We start from the raw sequence: 17,601 nt of genomic DNA on the forward strand, positions 1-17,601 counted from the left end.
TGCCAGCCTGAATCCATGACCCAGAGCCTGCCCGTTCTCGACTTCTCCCGCCTCGATGCCTCGCCCGACGAGGCGGAGGCTTTCCGCAACGACCTGCGCCGTGCCACCCATGACTACGGATTCTTCTATCTCACGGGTCACGGCGTTCCCGAGTCGCTCGTGAGCCGCGTGCTCGAGACGTCGCGGCGGTTCTTCGACCTTCCCGAGGCAGACAAGCTGTCGATCGAGAACGTGCTCAGCCCGCAATTCCGCGGCTACACCCGGGTCGGCGGAGAGCTCACGCAGGGCAAGGTCGACTGGCGCGAGCAGATCGACATCGGCAGCGAGCGCGAGACGGTCGAGCGCGGCGAGGGTGTTTCCGACTACTGGCGGCTCGAAGGCCCGAACCTGTGGCCCGACGCGCTGCCCGAACTGCAGGATGTCGTCACCCGGTGGCACGACGAGCTGTCGGCCATCAGCATCCGGCTTCTGCAGGCCTGGGCCGCCTCGCTCGGTGCCGACCCGCACGTCTTCGACGCGGCGTTCGCCGAGCGTCCGTCGACCCTGATCAAGATCGTTCGCTACCCCGGCAAGAGCGACCCGACCCCGAAGCAGGGTGTCGGTGCCCACCGCGACGGCGGCGCGCTCACCCTGCTCCTCGTCGAGCCCGGCAAGGGCGGCCTCCAGGTCGCGCACGGCGACGAGTGGATCGACGCCCCGCCCGTGCCCGGCGCCTTCGTCGTGAACATCGGCGAGCTGCTCGAGTACGCCACGAACGGCTACCTCAAGGCCACGGTGCACCGCGTGATCTCGCCGTCGATCGGCAGCGACCGCATCTCCATCCCGTTCTTCTTCAACCCCGCATTGGATGCGTCGATCCCGGTGATCCCGCTGCCTGCGGCCCTGCAGTCAGAGGCCACGGGCGTGACGCCCGATCCCGACGACAGCCCGATCCTGCAGGTCTACGGCGAGAACGTGCTGCGCTACCGCCTGCGCGCTCACCCGGACGTCGCGGCGATCCACCACGCCGACCTGCTCTGACGTGAGCCGAAGAGCCCGTGTCCACTAGCCTCGAGCAATGACACGAGCCGACTCGCATTCGCCCCGCCGTCGACCGAACACCTCGCCGAGAGTCCGTTCGACGCTCGGCAGGGTGCCCACCCGCCGAGCCGAAGAGGCTCGCGTGCCGCAGCGGCGCATCCGGTTCAACCCCTTTCTCATCGGTCTGCTGGGGGCGCTCGGCGCCTGCGTCGGGCTCGGGGTGTGGGGTGCCCTCGGCTCGCTGTCGACCGTGTTCGTGTACATCGGCATCGCGTACTTCATCGCGCTGGCGCTCGAGCCGCTGATGAAGCTCGCCGAGCGGCACAACATTCCGCGCTGGGCCGCATCGCTCGGAGTGGCCGTGCTCGCACTCGCGGTGATCGGCGGCGTCGCCCTGGCCATCGTGCCCAACCTCGTTCGGCAGGCGAATTACCTGATCTCCCACGCGAGCGAGCTGACCGACCGACTGCTGGCGCAGCCGTGGGTTATCTGGATCAGCGACCAGCTGGGCACCTCGCTCGACCTCGACTCGATCATCAAGGACATCACCTCGTTCCTCTCCGATCCCGACAAGCTCCTGTCGATCGGCGGCGGGCTGCTCTCGGTGGGGTCGGGCGTCTTCGAGGGAATCACGGCCGTGATCGTGGTGACCGTGCTCACCATCTACCTCACGCTGACGCTCCGCGGCGTCATGGCGACCGTCTACCAGGCGGTTCCCCAATCGCGTCGCGCGGGATTCAGGGAGATCACGGAGGAGATCCTGGAGTCGGTCGGCAAGTACGTGGCCGGCCAGTTCGTGCTGGCTCTCGCGAACGCCACCATCACCCTGATCCTCGTTCTCATCGTGGGCGGCCCGGCACCCCTTCTGCTCGCCCTGGTCGCCTTCGTCTGCGCCCTCATCCCCGTGGTCGGTCCCATTCTCGGAACGACGATCGGAGCCGTGTCGATCCTCACGCTCAACCCCCTGGGCGCCCTCATCTTCGCGATCATCATGCTGATCTACCTGCAGGTCGAGGCCTACATACTCACCCCGCGGGTCATGGCCAAGGCGGTCGCCGTGCCCGGCGTGCTCGTCATCGTGGCGGCGATCGGCGGAGCGGCTCTCGGAGGCATCCTCGGTGCGCTCGTCGCCGTGCCCGTGGTCGCTGCGGGAATCCTGATCTTCCAGCGGGTGATCCGCCCGATTCAGGACTCACGGTGACGCCGAGGGCGTAGCGTTGCGGCAGGAGGTTTCATCATGAAAGCAGTCGTCAACGGCACCGTCATCGCCGAGGCACCCAAGGAAGATCTGATCGCCATCGAAGGGAACTGGTACTTTCCCCCGTCGAGCGTGAACGTCGACCTGCTCACTCCCAGCGACACGCCGTACACCTGTCCATGGAAGGGCGAGTGCCAGTACTTCAGCGTGAGCGACAGCGGCGCGAGCCTCAAGGATCGCGCCTGGAGCTACCCGAAGCCCTACCCCGCCTCGTTCGACCGCGTGGGCAAGGACTTCAGCAACTACGTCGCGTTCTGGAAGGAAGTCCAGGTCGTCGAGTAGTCGTCTCGTCGAGTTGCACGAAAACGCCGCCTCCCCGTCGGGTGAGGCGGCGTTTTCGTGCAACTCGGCGGAATCTCGTGCCACATTGGCCGGTTGCAGAGCATCGGGCTCAGGGGCCTCGGGCTAGCGTCGAGGCATGACGGAACTCCTTCAGCTGCCCACCGGTGACACCGCGCTTCGCGCGCTCGACTGGGTGCAGCGCACCGAGGAGCGCTCCATCGCCAACCACAGCGTTCGCACCTTCCTGCATGCCCGCGTGGTGGCGGCATCCGACGGCCTCGCTGCGGGCCAGGACTTCGACGCCGATCTTCTGTTCCTCGCCTGCGTGCTGCACGACATCGGAACGACGGACGAGGCCGACGGCGAGCTGCGGTTCGAGGTCGACGGCGCCGATGCGGCCGCACGCTTCCTGGCCGCCGAAGGGATGTCCGCCGCCGACACCGACCTGGTCTGGGAGGCCATCGCCCTGCACACCTCGCCCCAGATCGCCGAACACCGAGGACCGATCACGCGGCTGACTCGCCTCGGCGTGCGCGGCGACTTCGGCCTCGACACGGTCGCGGCGGCAGAGCGGAGTGCGATCGAGGAGGCCTATCCTCGCCTCGACGTCGAGAAGCACCTCGGCGACGCGGTGCTCGAACAGGCCCTGCGCAGGCCGGAGAAGGCCCCGCGCAACTCGTGGCCGGCGAGTCTCGTGCGCGCGCACCACGACGATCCGCACAACACGGGAGTCAGCGAAGCGTTCTGAGTGTGCGGATAGGGTGTCACCATGACCAAGCACATCGGCATTCTGTTGTTCGACGACGTCGAGGAACTCGACGCCGTCGGTCCGTGGGAGGTGCTCTCGTGGTGGACGCGCACGAACCCCGAGGACGGGTACGACGTGCTGATGATGGCCGATTCGCTCGACCCCGTCACCTGCGCCAAGGGCATGCGCATTCTGCCCGATGTGCGGGTGGATGCCGCACCGCCTCTCGAGGTGCTCATCTATCCGGGCGGACGCGGCACTCGCAGGCACCTCGTCGACGAGGCGCGGATCGAGTGGGTGCGCGCGCAGCGAGCCGCGGTTCCCCTGATGACCAGTGTCTGCACCGGCTCGCTCGTCTACGCGGCCGCCGGCATCCTCGGCCACCGGCCGGCGACGACGCACTGGGGTTCGCTCGAGCGGCTCGGCGAACTCGACCCGAGCATCGAGGTGCGCCCCGACGATCGCTTCGTCGACGACGGCGACGTGATCACGTCGGCGGGTGTCTCGGCGGGCATAGACATGGCTCTGCATCTCGTCGCACGTCTCGCGGGAGTCGAACGCGCCCGCGAGGTGCGCCGCGGCATCCAGTACGACCCGCAGCCGCCCGTCTGAGCCCCACGCATGCGCGCTAGAGACGCGAGGCCGCCTGGCGCCTGCGCGCCGGGTCGATCTCGCGGCGCTGCCAGGTGATGACGTTGGCCGGGTCGAACCGCTTGGAGCACATGCCGCAGGCGAGCGTGCGCGCCGGCTTGCGATAGCGGAAGTGCTCGTGGCCCGCGGGGCAGGTGCCCGCCCACGGCGCCAGTTCGTCGGCGACCGAGCCGGTGTGCGTGCGCGACCCCACGTATCCGATGGATGCCGCTATGCGCCTCCACGACGGACCGTGCCCCGCCCGGTGGCCGGCCATCGCGTGCGCGACCTCGTGCAGCAGCACCTGGTGGATCTCGTCGTCGTCGAAGGTGGCGGCCAGGTAGCGCGAGACCGTGATGCGCTTGGTCGTGAAGCTGCAGAGCCCCGCGCGCGTCTTGGCGTTGTCGAACCCGAACGACCACACCCGCGGATCGAGATGGAGGGCTATGAGGGCGTCTGCCCAGACGCGTACTTTCCCTAGATCAGCCACGGGGAAACCTTAACCCGAGCGTGCGACATCGGCCCCCGAGTGGCCGTGGAGGCACGGGTCAGGACTCGGAGAGGAACGACTCGGTCACCGCGACGGCCACGAGCGAGCTCTCGAGCTGGTCGAGCGAGGCGCCCATCTTCTCGTAGAGGAAGACGGTGGCCTTGAAGTCGACCAGGGCGGCCTCGTAGTCGCCCAGGTCGAACAGCACCTTGCCTCGGGTGAGCTGCGACGCGGCCTCGAGCGGACCCCACTCGTGCACCCGCGCCTCGTCGACGCACAGCGACAGTTCAGACAGGGCCGCCTGCAGCTTGCCCTGGTACTGCTGCACCTGCGCGCGGCGGATGCGGGCGCCGAGCAGCTGCTCGCGGTCGCCCGAGAAGCGGGTGTGGCGCACGGCCTCGTTCGCCACGGTCCATGCCTCGTCGAGGCGCCCGAGCAGCCGGTACAGCCCGACCTTCTCGTTGAGGGCCGAGAGGCTGCGCAGCTGGCCCAGCTCGCCGAGTCGCGCGGATGCCGCCGCGACGTCGATCTTCTCCCTCAGGTTGCGGGGGTCGTAGCCGGTGATGATGCTCACGTGTGTCAGGTACTCCGTTGCTCGGCGCGTGGTGCTCCCGCGGCCGAACGGGTCGGTCGGCGGGCTGCGAACAACCCTATCCGGAGGTCGCCGCGAGAGTGACTCGATACAGCGTGTCGTCCCCCGATCGGGGCTCGCCTCGGCCGTCGGTGTTGTTCGTGATGAGCAGCAGGCCGCCGTCACCCGTCGCATGCACGTCGCGGACGCGCCCGAGCTGGCCTGAGAAGAACTCCCGGGTCTGAACGCCCCCGGTCGCGTCGATCGTCCACAGTCTCTCGCCGCCGAGCCCGGCCATGAACACGGTGTCGCCGACCACCGCGATCCCGCTCGGGCTGGCGTCGTCGGTGCCCCACTGCGCGATGGGCGCAACGAACCGGGTGTCCGACGAATCGATGCCCTCGACCGTCGGCCAGCCGTAGTTCGCGCCGGGAACGATGATGTTCAGCTCGTCCCACGTGTCCTGGCCGAACTCCGCGGCGTACATCGTGCCGTCCGGGCCCCACGCGATTCCCTGCGGGTTGCGGTGGCCGAGGCTGTAGACCGGCGAGCCCGCGATCGGGTTGTCCGCGGGGACCGAGCCCGTGGCATCCAGTCGCAGGATCTTGCCGCCCAGGTAGCCCGGGTCCTGGGCGCCCTCGCGCTGGTTCGCGTCGCCTGTGGTGATGTAGAGCTTGTCGTCCGGGCCGAACGCGATGCGGCCGCCGTTGTGGTTCGACGCCTTGGGCAGGCCGGTGATGACCTCGGTGGCCGGCCCGAGTGCGAGGGATGCTGCCGCCCCGGTGAGCGGGAACGACACGACCCGGTTGTCGCCGTCGGTCGTGAAATACGCGAAGAGGCGTCGCTCGGCGCCGTCGCCGTGCACCGCGATGCCGAGCAGGCCGCCCTCGCCCGACGCGGCGACGCCGCCCACGCCGCCGATCGCCCGCTTCTGGCCGGCCGGGTCGACGAGCACGATCTGCGCCGAGTCTCGCTCAGAGATCAGGATGCCGTCGGTGCCGACGGGCGCGATCGACCAGGGTGCCGCGAGGTCGTTCGCCAGCGGGATCAGCTCGCCGGTGGGCGTGTACGCGCCCGTGAGCGGGGGAGCGGTCGGGGTGGCGCTGGCCGTCGGGGTCGGCGTCGGGGTAGCCGATGCGGTGGCCGACGGAGTCGCCGTCGCGACCGTGCGCTCGGGGCGCGGCGCCTCGCATCCGGCCAGCACGAGCAGGGCGACGGCGCTCGCGGCGAGGGCCGAGGTGGTTCGTCGGATGCTCATGGTGTCTCCTGCCTGGGGCCCCGGTCAGGGCTTGATCTGGAAGATGCTGCGCCCCGGCGGGGGCGACTTCACGGCGGTCTGGTCGGTGACGATGGCTGCGCCCGCGATAAAGTTGCGCAGCTCGGCGCCTGTGACGACCTTGGATGCGACGGGATCGCCGGCCACGAGCCGCGGCAGGCGCTCGAAGGGCAGCGGGGAGCGGGAGCCGAACATGACCACGTTGCCGAAACGCTTGGCCTTCAGCATCTGCGAGTCGAGGACGATCGACACGTGATCGAACACGCTCGACAGGGTGGCGGCCTGTCCGCGGGCGAAGGCGAGTCCGGCGCCGTCGGCGACGTTCACCGCGATCATGCCGTCGTCGGAGAGAAGCGTGCGGCCGAGGGTGTAGAACTCGGCGCTCGTGACGTGGGCCGGCGTGCGCGCGCCGGAGAAGACATCCACCACCAGCAGATCGACGTTGCCGACCAGCCCCGGCGGGAACGCGGCGAGCACCTCGCGCGCGTCGCCGTGCCGGATGCGGATCTGGGCGTCGCGGGGCAGGGGCAGCTCCCGGCGCACGAGATCGACGAGGTCGCTTTCGTACTCCACGACCTGCTGCCGCGATCCGGGCCTGGTCGCCGCGACGTAGCGCGGGAGGGTGAGGCCGCCGCCGCCGAGGTGCACGGCGGTGATCGGGTCGCCCTCGGGGCGCACGAGATCGATGCCGTGGCCGATGCGGCGCACGTACTCGAAGTTGAGGTGGGTGGGGTCGTCGAGGTCGACGTGCGATTGCGGAGTGCCGTCGACGACGAGCAGAAAGCTGCCGGGGGAGTAGCGGTCGGACTCGATCCGGGCGTGGAAGCCGCTCTTCGACAGGGTTGCCGATGGATGCCCGGGCTCGGCCCGATCGGCGCCTCGCGTGGATCTGCTCATGGTTCCAGTATCCCTTCGACGAGCTCAGGGAACGACGGAGCGGGCGGTTATACCGGAGATTCAGAAACTAATCAAGAAAAGCGGTGGACAGGCGCGTCGGATTCACCTATAGTTGACCTTTGCGCTCCCAGTAAAACCATGCCCTCATATCGCGGTCGGCAGCCGTGGTTTTACATCCCCGAACTTCTTGACAAATGTAGGTCGAAGCCGGGTGCGATCGCAAACGAAACATCCTTATTAGTCAACCGACAGTACTGAGACCCGACGGGGTCCACGGAGGTTATTTCCTTGGCTGCTGCGCGCAACGCATCCACCAACTCACCCAAGACCGGGAGAAACGCATCGCGTCTCTCGTTCGCGAAGATCACAGACACTCTGACGGTCCCGGATCTGCTCGCTCTGCAGACCGAGAGCTTCGACTGGCTCGTCGGCAACGACATCTGGAAAGAGCGCGTCGCCGAGGCGAAGAAGGCCGGTCGTCAGGACCTCGCCAACAACTCGGGACTCGAGGAGATCTTCGAGGAGATCTCCCCGATCGAGGACCTCGGCGAGACGATGCAGCTGAGCTTCACCGCTCCGTTCCTCGAGCCTGAGAAGTACACGATCGACGAGTGCAAGGAGCGCGGCAAGACCTATGCGGCTCCCCTCTACGTCGAGGCCGAGTTCATGAACCACCAGACCGGTGAGATCAAGACGCAGACCGTCTTCATGGGCGACTTCCCGCTCATGACCGAGCGCGGCACGTTCATCATCAACGGCACCGAGCGTGTCGTTGTCTCGCAGCTCGTGCGCAGCCCCGGCGTGTACTTCGAGCGCGCCCAGGAGAAGACGTCTGATAAAGACATCTACTCCTCGCGCATCATCCCGAGCCGTGGTGCATGGCTCGAGTTCGAGATCGACAAGCGCGACCAGGTCGGCGTTCGCATCGACCGCAAGCGCAAGCAGAGCGTCACCGTCTTCCTCAAGGCCCTCGGCCTCACGAGCGAAGAGATCCTCTCCGAGTTCAAGGGATACGCATCCATCGAGGCCACCCTCGAGAAGGACACGATCCTGACGAAGGAAGAGGCGCTGAAGGACATCTACCGCAAGCTCCGTCCGGGCGAGCAGGTCGCTGCCGAGGCCGCGCGTGCGCTGCTCGACAACTTCTACTTCAACTCGAAGCGCTACGACCTGGCCAAGGTCGGTCGGTACAAGATCAACCGCAAGCTCGGCATCGAGAGCGCGCTGAGCAACTCGGTGCTCACGGTCGAGGACATCATCGCCACGATCAAGTACCTGGTCGCCCTTCACGACAACCAGACGACGATCCCCGGCACCCGCGAGGGCAAGAAGGTCGACATCCGTCTCGACGTCGATGACATCGACCACTTCGGAAACCGTCGCATCCGCGCCGTCGGCGAGCTCATCCAGAACCAGGTCCGCACGGGTCTGTCCCGCATGGAGCGCGTCGTTCGCGAGCGTATGACGACTCAGGACATCGAGGCCATCACGCCGCAGACCCTGATCAACGTGCGCCCTGTCGTCGCCGCGATCAAGGAGTTCTTCGGAACCAGCCAGCTGTCGCAGTTCATGGACCAGAACAACCCCCTCGCGGGCCTGACGCACAAGCGTCGCCTCTCCGCGCTGGGCCCGGGTGGTCTGAGCCGTGAGCGCGCCGGTGTCGAGGTGCGAGACGTTCACCCGTCGCACTACGGCCGTATGTGCCCCATCGAGACCCCTGAAGGCCCGAACATCGGTCTGATCGGTTCGCTCGCCTCGTTCGCGCGCATCAACTCGTTCGGTTTCATCGAGACCCCGTATCGTCGCGTCGTCGACGGCGTGGTCACGGCGACCATCGACTACCTGACCGCAAGCGAAGAAGACGAGTACATCGTCGCCCAGGCCAACGCGCCGCTCACCGGTGAGGCCCGCTTCGCCGAGTCGCGCGTCCTCGCCCGCCGCAAGGGCGGAGAGGTCGACCTGTTCCCGGCCGAGGACATCGGCTACATGGACGTCTCGCCGCGCCAGATGGTGTCGGTCGCGACCTCGCTCATCCCCTTCCTCGAGCACGACGATGCGAACCGCGCCCTCATGGGTGCGAACATGCAGCGCCAGGCCGTTCCGCTGCTCCGCAGCGAGAGCCCGCTCGTGGGTACCGGTATGGAGGGCTACGCCGCCATCGACGCCGGAGACGTGGTCACCACGCTCAAGGCGGGTGTCGTCTCCGAGGTCTCGGCAGACGTCGTCACCGTGCAGCTCGACGAGGGTGGAACGCAGGACTACTACCTGCGCAAGTTCGACCGCTCCAACCAGGGCACCAGCTACAACCACCGTGTGATCGTCGCCGAGGGCGAGCGGGTCGAGGTCGGCCAGGTTCTGGCCGATGGTCCCGCCACCGAGAACGGCGAGCTCGCGCTCGGCAAGAACCTCCTCGTGGCGTTCATGCCGTGGGAGGGCTACAACTTCGAAGACGCGATGATCCTGAGCCAGAACCTGGTGAAAGACGACGTGCTCTCCTCGATCCACATCGAGGAGTACGAGGTCGACGCGCGCGACACCAAGCTGGGTAAAGAGGAGATCACCCGTGACCTCCCCAACGTCTCGCCTGAGCTGCTCGCAGACCTCGACGAGCGCGGCATCATCCGCATCGGTGCCGAGGTCCGCCCCGGCGACATCCTCGTCGGCAAGGTCACGCCCAAGGGCGAGACCGAGCTCAGCGCCGAGGAGCGCCTGCTGCGCGCCATCTTCAACGAGAAGAGCCGCGAGGTTCGCGACACGTCGCTGAAGGTTCCCCACGGTGAGCAGGGCACGATCATCGCCGTCAAGGAGTTCTCCGCCGAGAACGACGACGAGCTCGGGTCGGGCGTCAACCAGCGTGTTGTCGTCTACATCGCCCAGAAGCGCAAGATCACCGAGGGCGACAAGCTCGCCGGCCGTCACGGCAACAAGGGCGTCATCTCCAAGATCCTTCCGGTCGAGGACATGCCGTTCCTGGCAGACGGTACCCCCGTCGACATCGTGCTGAACCCGCTGGGAATCCCCGGTCGAATGAACTTCGGCCAGGTTCTCGAGACGCACCTCGGCTGGATCGCCAAGCAGGGCTGGGAGGTCGAAGGCAAGCCCAAGTGGGCTGCAGAGCTGCCCGAGCAGGCCCGCAAGGCTGCTCCGAACACCAAGGTCGCGACCCCCGTGTTCGACGGTGCTTTTGAGGAAGAGATCGCCGGTCTGCTCGACTCGACGACCCCGACCCGCGACGGCGACCGCCTCATCGGCTCCTCCGGAAAGGCCCGTCTCTTCGACGGCCGCTCCGGTGAGCCGTACCCCGAGCCCATCTCGGTCGGTTACATGTACATCCTGAAGCTGCACCACCTCGTCGACGACAAGATCCACGCGCGTTCGACGGGTCCGTACTCCATGATCACGCAGCAGCCGCTGGGTGGTAAGGCACAGTTCGGTGGACAGCGTTTCGGTGAGATGGAGGTCTGGGCCCTCGAGGCCTATGGAGCCGCGTACGCGCTCCAGGAGCTCCTGACCATCAAGTCCGACGACATCCTCGGCCGCGTGAAGGTCTACGAGGCGATCGTCAAGGGCGAGAACATCCAGGAGCCCGGTATTCCCGAGAGCTTCAAGGTGCTCATCAAGGAGATGCAGTCGCTGTGCCTGAACGTCGAGGTCCTCTCGGCCGATGGAACGGCAGTGAGCCTGCGCGACACGGACGACGAGGTCTTCCGTGCCGCAGAGGAGCTCGGCATCAACATCTCCACCCGGTTCGAGTCGTCGTCGATCGACGACATCTGATCCGGCATTTACTTAGCTGACGCAACCTTCAGGAGAAGAGAAAACATTGCTGGACGTTACAACATTTGACGAACTGCGAATCGGTCTTGCCACGGCAGACGACATTCGCAAGTGGTCACACGGTGAGGTAAAGAAGCCGGAGACGATCAACTACCGCACGCTGAAGCCCGAGAAGGACGGTCTCTTCGGAGAGCAGATCTTCGGGCCGAGCCGTGACTGGGAGTGTTCCTGCGGCAAGTACAAGCGGGTGCGATTCAAGGGAATCGTCTGCGAGCGCTGCGGCGTCGAGGTCACCAAGTCCTCGGTTCGCCGCGAGCGCATGGGCCACATCGAGCTCGCCGCTCCCGTCACCCACATCTGGTACTTCAAGGGCGTTCCGTCGCGCTTGGGCTACCTGCTCGACATGGCACCGAAGGACCTCGAGAAGGTCATCTACTTCGCTGCGTACATGATCATCTCGGTCGACGAGGATGCTCGCCACGAGGACATGCCCGGTCTGGAGAACGAGCTCCGTCTCGAGATCAAGACCCTGTCCGACCAGCGTGACTCCACGATCGCGAACCGCCTCCAGCGGCTCGAGACCGACCTCGCGGCCCTCGAGGCCGAGGGAGCCAAGAGCGACCAGAAGCGTCGCACGAAGGACTCCGCCGAGAAGGAGATGGGACAGACCCGCAAGGCGTACGACGAGCAGATCGGTCAGCTCGAGCGCGTCTGGGAGGACTTCCGCAGCCTCAAGGTCGGCGAGCTCAAGCCGGAGGACGCCGTCTTCCACGAGCTCCAGGACCGCTACGGCCAGTACTTCAGCGCCTACATGGGTGCCGAGGCCATCAAGAAGCGCCTCGAGGCCTTCGACCTGGTGACCGAGGGTGAGAACCTTCACCTGCAGATCGCCGAGGGCAAGGGCCAGAAGAAGATCCGTGCCATCAAGCGCCTGCGCGTGGTGTCGTCGTTCCTGGCCACCGGCAACTCGCCGGCCGCCATGGTCCTCGATGTCGTTCCGGTGATCCCGCCGGAGCTGCGCCCGATGGTGCAGCTCGACGGTGGCCGCTTCGCAACGAGCGACCTGAACGACCTCTACCGTCGTGTCATCAACCGCAACAACCGTCTGCGCCGCCTGCTCGACCTCGGAGCCCCCGAGATCATCGTGAACAACGAGAAGCGCATGCTGCAAGAGGCCGTCGACGCCCTGTTCGACAACGGTCGTCGTGGTCGCCCCGTCACGGGTACCGGCAACCGCGCCCTGAAGTCCCTGAGCGACATGCTCAAGGGAAAGCAGGGTCGTTTCCGCCAGAACCTGCTCGGAAAGCGCGTCGACTACTCCGGTCGTTCGGTCATCATCGTCGGTCCCCAGCTCAAGCTGCACCAGTGCGGTCTGCCCAAGCAGATGGCACTCGAGCTGTTCAAGCCGTTCGTGATCAAGCGCCTGATCGACCTGAGCCACGCTCAGAACATCAAGGCCGCGAAGCGCATGGTCGAGCGCAGCCGTCCGCAGGTGTGGGACGTGCTCGAGGAGATCATCCGCGAGCGCCCCGTTCTGCTGAACCGCGCACCGACGCTTCACCGTCTGGGCATCCAGGCCTTCGAGCCTCAGCTCGTCGAGGGCAAGGCCATCCAGCTGCACCCCCTCGTCTGCGCGGCGTTCAACGCCGACTTCGACGGCGACCAGATGGCTGTGCACCTGCCGCTGTCGGTCGAGGCCCAGGCCGAGGCGCGCATCCTGATGCTCGCGTCGAACAACATCCTGAAGCCGTCCGACGGTCGCCCGGTGACCCTGCCCACACAGGACATGATCATCGGTCTGCACCACCTCACCACGGTGAAAGAAGGAGCGATCGGCGAAGGCCGCGCGTTCTCCTCCGTCGCCGAGGCGATCCTGGCGCACGACCAGAAGTCGCTCGACCTCAACGCACCCGTGAAGATCCGTCTGCACGACGTGCACTTCGGCGAGAACGAGGGCCCGGCCGACTACGTCGACGGTCCCGTCATCGTCGAGACCACGCTGGGTCGCGCTCTCTTCAACGAGGCGCTTCCGGCCGACTACCCGTACATCCAGGCCGTGGCCGACAAGGGCCAGCTCTCGGAGATCGTCAACGACCTCGCCGAGCGCTACCCGAAGGTCGAGGTCGCCGCATCGCTCGACCGCATCAAGGACGCCGGCTTCTACTGGGCCAGCCGTTCGGGTGTCACCGTGGCACTCTCCGACATCCTGACTCCGCCGAACAAGCGCGAGATCGTTCAGGGCTACGAGAAGCAGGCCGCCAAGGTGCAGGGCCAGTTCGAGAAGGGTCTCACGACCGACCTCGAGCGTCGCCAGGAGCTCATCCAGATCTGGACGAAGGCGACCGAAGAGGTCGCGCAGGCCATGCGCGACAACTTCCCGAAGGACAACACCATCAACCGCATGGTCACGTCCGGTGCTCGTGGTAACTGGCTGCAGGTGCGCAACATCGCCGGTATGCGAGGCCTCGTGAACAACCCGAAGGGTGAGATCATCCCTCGCCCGATCATCTCGAGCTACCGCGAAGGACTCTCGGTCGCCGAGTACTTCATCGCGACGCACGGTGCCCGCAAGGGTCTGGCCGACACGGCCCTCCGTACGGCCGACTCGGGTTACCTCACGCGTCGTCTCGTCGACGTCTCACAAGACGTCATCATCCGTGAAGACGACTGCGGCACCAGCAAGGGTCTCGATCTTCCGATCGCGATCGAGGGTGCAGACGGCAAGTGGACCAAGGATCCGAACGTCGAGAACTCGGTGTTCGCCCGTTCGCTCGCCGCTGATGCAGTCGACGCCAAGGGCACTGTCGTGGCCGAGGCCGGCGACGACGTCGGAGACGTTCTGATCGACAAGCTGGTTGCGGCCGGAGTCAACATCATCAAGGTGCGCTCCGTCCTCACGTGCGAGTCGGCCGTCGGTGTGTGTGCTGCCTGCTACGGCCGCTCGCTCGCCACGGGCCTGCTCGTCGACATCGGCGAGGCCGTCGGCATCATCGCGGCCCAGTCGATCGGTGAGCCCGGAACCCAGCTCACGATGCGTACCTTCCACACCGGTGGTTCGGCATCCGCTGATGACATCACGCAGGGTCTGCCCCGTGTGCAGGAGCTGTTCGAGGCTCGTACCCCCAAGGGTGCGTCCCCGATCGCCGAAGCCGCAGGCCGCGTGCACATCGAGGACACCGACCGCAGCCGGAAGGTCATCCTGACCCCCGACAACGGCGACGAGCCGATCGCCTACCCGGTGCTGAAGCGTTCGACGCTTCTCATCGAAGACGGCCAGCACGTCGAGCTCGGACACCAGATCATCATCGGCGCGGTGGACCCGAAAGAGGTCCTGCGCGTCAAGGGTGTTCGCGAGGTGCAGAAGCACCTCGTGGGCGGTGTCCAGGGCGTCTACCGTTCGCAGGGTGTCCCCATCCACGACAAGCACATCGAGGTCATCGTTCGACAGATGCTCCGCAAGGTGACTGTCGTCGAGCACGGTGACACCGACCTGCTGCCGGGCGAGCTCGTCGACCGGGCGCGTTACAACACGCTCAACCGCGAGGCGCTCACCCAGGGCAAGAAGACGGCATCCGCTCGTCAGGAGGTCATGGGTATCACCAAGGCGTCCCTCGCGACCGAGTCGTGGCTGTCGGCCGCGTCGTTCCAGGAGACCACGCGTGTTCTCACGCAGGCCGCCATGGAGGGCAAGTCCGACCCGCTGATGGGTCTGAAGGAGAACGTCATCATCGGTAAGCTCATCCCCGCCGGAACGGGACTGCCGCGTTACCGCGACGTCGCCGTCGAGGCGACCGATGAGGCGAAGGCGGAGCGTTACCCGAACCGCATCTTCACCGATGACGCGTCGTTCTCAGAGGCCGACCTGTCGTTCGTCGACTTCGACAGCTTCTCGAGCGACGACTACACCCCGGGCACCTACAACTAGTAGGCAGCCTCACGAGAAGAGCCCCTCACCGTTCGCGGTGGGGGGCTCTTCCCGTTTGTCACTCGGGCGCTACCGCGGGGGCGCGATCACGCGCCAGGCGACCGGATGCGGTCCCGCCGCCGCCAGCGCCGGCATCCGTTCGAGAATGGCCGGGTCGGCGCCGGCGACAAGCACCACGTTGCCGGCCTCGCGGCCGTCGAGCGTTGCTGCGGGGCCGATCATGGCGACGGCGGGGAACACCGCCCTGAGGGCGTCGAGCTGCCGCCCGACCGTGCCGAGATCCGGCTCGTCGGCCACGTTCACCAGAACGGTGCCCCGGGGCGCGAGCACCGCCCGCACCGCCTCGAAGAAGTCCTGCGAGATGAGATGGGCCGGTGTCGAGACGCCGGCGTAGACATCGCACACGACGATGTCGGCGCCCTCGCGCCAGTCGGATCCCGGCAGGGCGAGCGACCGCAGCGCGTCGAGCGCGTCGCCCTCGACGAGGTCGATCTCGGCCGAGCGCGGCAGCGGCGCGTGCTCCAGCACGAACGCCACCAGCCCCTCCTCCTTCTCGACGACGAGCTGCCTCGATCCCGGCCTCGTCAGAGCGACGTAGCGGGCGAGTGTGAGCGCGCCCGCACCCAGGTGCAGAACGTCGAGCGGCTCCGCGGGCCGGGCCGCGAGATCGATCGCCGTGCCCATGCGCCGCACGTAGTCGTAGAAGAGGTGCCGCGGGTCGCGCAGCGAGACATGAGACTGAGGCACGCCGTCGAGGCTCAGCGTCAGCGCCCCCGCGACGAACGGGTCGGGAGTCAGCCAGGCCACCGTCGACGACGGGAGGGTCATCTGCGCTGCATCTGCCACAGCAACGAGCCTAGGCTCCCGGCGCCGCGACCGGGGTGGCCCCGGGGGTAATAAGCTGTCGCACGGCAGGCGATGACGACCGTCGACGGCGGAATGGGAGTTCAGGTGGGGACCGGCACGATGCGCGTCGAATGGCAGGAGCCCGTGACACTCCATATCCACCCCGATGTCACCGACGCGCAGGCGGTCCAGGTCCGCCGCTCCGCGGGCGATGCGGTGCAGTTGCTGGTCGGCCAGGACATGACCGTGCGCGTGCGGGTTCTGGATGCCGCGGGCCCGGTTTCCGTCGGCCCGGGACAGATCGTCGAGGGGGTCACCTCGATCGAACTCGACGCCGCACTCGACGACGACACCGTGATCAGCGTCGACCGCCTGACCTCGGGCAGCGCCCCATCCCTTCCCCCGCTGACCCGCGAGGGCAACGATGTCGACGACACGATCCTGGGCCAGCCGGCCGTGACCGCCGCGGCCGACGATCCCAACGCATCCGCAGACACCGTGATCGGCGAGCGGCGCCGCGCTCCGGTTGCCGCGCCCGACTCCGTTCTGCCGCCGCCCCCGCTGCCGTCCATTCCCGGCATCCCGGCCAGCGCCCACCTGAGCGCGGGCGTGACCCCGACGGGCGGGCGACGCACCCGCATCGAGCAGCCCGACGCATCCGGCCAGACCACCGTGCCCCACGCCGTGTCCTTTCCCGACGGGCGCGTGATCGCGCTCGACCGCGCCGTCTACGTCGGCCGCTCGCCCCGCAGCCCGCGCATCACCTCGGGGCTCGTGCCCGAGCTCGTCGCCGTTCCGTCTCCGCGCCGCGAGGTCAGCGCCACGCACCTCGAGATCCTCGAGGAGGGTCGCGCCGTCGTCGTGCGCGATCTCGGCTCGACCAACGGAACGAGGGTGAGCACACCCGGAGCCGCGCCGTCGGTGCTCAGCCCGGGGTCCAGCCGCGTGGTCGCCGCCGGAACCACGCTCGACCTCGGAGACGGCATCGTGCTCGAGATCGTCGCGGGCACGGGCGGTGCCGCGTGGTGACGGCCGCGCCCTCGACCGTGGGCGCCGCGACCGTGGCGCTGCCCGGCGACGGCGGCCACCTCGGGCTCTCCTGGGCCGCCCAGACGAACAGGGGCCTGAAGCGCGCGCAGAACCAGGACAGCTATCTGGCCGAGGCGCCGGTGTTCGCCGTGGCCGACGGCATGGGAGGCCACGCGGCCGGCGACGAGGCGAGCGCGGCCGTCGTCGAGCGGCTGGCGGAGCGGCTCTCGGGCGGATTCGCCTCGAGCGACGAGATCACCGACGCGCTCCGGCGGGCGAGCGCCGACATCGGGGAGATCGCGGGAGGTCGCGAGGGGTCGGGTGCCGGCACGACGGTGACGGGCATCGCTCTGACGCTGCAGGCAGGGCGACCCTACTGGGCCGTGTTCAACATCGGCGACTCGCGTGTCTACGTCCTCGACGGCGGGGTACTCACGCAGCTCACCGTCGACCACTCGGCGGTTCAGGCCATGGTCGATTCCGGCCGCATCACCGCGATCGAGGCGGAGTCGCATCCGAATCGCAACATCATCACCAGGGCGGTGGGGTTCGGCAAGAACCCCGTGCCCGATCTGTGGTTCATTCCGGTGGCGCAGGGGGCACGGCTGCTCATCTGCTCCGACGGCCTCACGAAGGAGGTCGACGTCGATCTCATCCGTCTCCTCCTGTCCGAGGCGATCGATGCCGACGACGCGGCCGGGCTGCTGCTGGAGGCCGCACTCGCCGCCGGCGGGCGCGACAACGTGACCACGGTGGTCGTCGAGGTCGTCGACAGCGACATCGAGGCCGAAACCGACGCCACACTTCCGCGATTCGACTGACCTCTGTGCCCCTGATTGGGGGAGCCTTGTG

14 protein-coding genes are annotated in these 17,601 nt (G+C 67.4%); 9 read left to right on the top strand and 5 right to left on the bottom strand.

The features are described from left to right. Positions 1–15 precede the first annotated feature (15 nt). From ASF51_RS07575 to ASF51_RS07595, 5 genes are all read left to right on the top strand, one after another. Positions 16–1,020, top strand: a complete 1,005-nt coding sequence (locus ASF51_RS07575) for an isopenicillin N synthase family oxygenase (RefSeq protein ID WP_055927005.1) — start codon at positions 16–18, stop codon at positions 1,018–1,020. Between the two features lie 37 nt (positions 1,021–1,057). Then, entirely contained in the window at positions 1,058–2,221 is a 1,164-nt protein-coding gene (locus ASF51_RS07580; RefSeq protein ID WP_055927007.1) for an AI-2E family transporter, read from the top strand. 36 nt (positions 2,222–2,257) lie between these two features. Then, positions 2,258–2,560, top strand: a complete 303-nt coding sequence (locus ASF51_RS07585; protein WP_055927009.1) for a DUF427 domain-containing protein — start codon at positions 2,258–2,260, stop codon at positions 2,558–2,560. A 136-nt stretch (positions 2,561–2,696) separates the two neighbouring features. Further along, the gene (locus ASF51_RS07590; RefSeq protein WP_055927011.1) at positions 2,697–3,308 is read left to right on the top strand and encodes an HD domain-containing protein; all 612 of its coding nucleotides are present in this window, start codon (positions 2,697–2,699) and stop codon (positions 3,306–3,308) included. A gap of 21 nt (positions 3,309–3,329) precedes the next feature. Then, entirely contained in the window at positions 3,330–3,920 is a 591-nt protein-coding gene (locus ASF51_RS07595) for a DJ-1/PfpI family protein (protein WP_055927013.1), read from the top strand. A 16-nt stretch (positions 3,921–3,936) separates the two neighbouring features. On the opposite strand, the gene ASF51_RS07600 is transcribed toward ASF51_RS07595, so the two are convergent. The 4 genes from ASF51_RS07600 to ASF51_RS07615 all read right to left on the bottom strand — a co-directional run bounded on the left by ASF51_RS07600 (position 3,937) and on the right by ASF51_RS07615 (position 7,172). After that, entirely contained in the window at positions 3,937–4,428 is a 492-nt protein-coding gene (locus tag ASF51_RS07600) for a SprT-like domain-containing protein (RefSeq protein WP_055927015.1), read from the bottom strand. A 58-nt stretch (positions 4,429–4,486) separates the two neighbouring features. Beyond that, positions 4,487–5,002, bottom strand: a complete 516-nt coding sequence (locus ASF51_RS07605) for a hypothetical protein (RefSeq protein ID WP_235497163.1) — start codon at positions 5,000–5,002, stop codon at positions 4,487–4,489. 76 nt (positions 5,003–5,078) lie between these two features. Then, positions 5,079–6,257 carry a sorbosone dehydrogenase family protein gene (locus ASF51_RS07610; RefSeq protein WP_055927018.1) on the bottom strand — a complete coding sequence of 393 codons (1,179 nt, stop codon included), beginning with the start codon at positions 6,255–6,257 and terminating at the stop codon, positions 5,079–5,081. 24 nt (positions 6,258–6,281) lie between these two features. After that, entirely contained in the window at positions 6,282–7,172 is an 891-nt protein-coding gene (locus ASF51_RS07615; protein ID WP_055927020.1) for a spermidine synthase, read from the bottom strand. A 288-nt stretch (positions 7,173–7,460) separates the two neighbouring features. Here ASF51_RS07615 and rpoB point away from each other — a divergent pair, with 288 nt between their 5' ends. Then, positions 7,461–10,949 carry a DNA-directed RNA polymerase subunit beta gene (gene rpoB, locus ASF51_RS07620; RefSeq protein WP_055927022.1) on the top strand — a complete coding sequence of 1,163 codons (3,489 nt, stop codon included), beginning with the start codon at positions 7,461–7,463 and terminating at the stop codon, positions 10,947–10,949. Between the two features lie 46 nt (positions 10,950–10,995). Continuing rightward, positions 10,996–14,874: a DNA-directed RNA polymerase subunit beta' gene (locus tag ASF51_RS07625; protein WP_055927023.1), complete on the top strand. Its 3,879-nt coding sequence runs from the start codon at positions 10,996–10,998 to the stop codon at positions 14,872–14,874. 69 nt (positions 14,875–14,943) lie between these two features. On the opposite strand, the gene ASF51_RS07630 is transcribed toward ASF51_RS07625, so the two are convergent. Next, entirely contained in the window at positions 14,944–15,720 is a 777-nt protein-coding gene (locus ASF51_RS07630; protein ID WP_157412046.1) for a spermidine synthase, read from the bottom strand. Positions 15,721–15,792: 72 nt separating this feature from the next. Here ASF51_RS07630 and ASF51_RS07635 point away from each other — a divergent pair, with 72 nt between their 5' ends. Both ASF51_RS07635 and ASF51_RS07640 read left to right on the top strand, forming a co-directional pair. Beyond that, positions 15,793–16,749 carry an FHA domain-containing protein gene (locus ASF51_RS07635; protein ID WP_055927027.1) on the top strand — a complete coding sequence of 319 codons (957 nt, stop codon included), beginning with the start codon at positions 15,793–15,795 and terminating at the stop codon, positions 16,747–16,749. Continuing rightward, the gene (locus ASF51_RS07640; RefSeq protein ID WP_055928134.1) at positions 16,746–17,570 is read left to right on the top strand and encodes a PP2C family serine/threonine-protein phosphatase; all 825 of its coding nucleotides are present in this window, start codon (positions 16,746–16,748) and stop codon (positions 17,568–17,570) included. The genes ASF51_RS07635 and ASF51_RS07640 overlap by 4 nt, the downstream gene beginning before the upstream one ends. Positions 17,571–17,601: the final 31 nt, after the last annotated feature.

Origin of the sequence: Agreia sp. Leaf283 (assembly GCF_001422485.1) — a bacterium.
GTDB lineage: Bacteria > Actinomycetota > Actinomycetes > Actinomycetales > Microbacteriaceae > Agreia.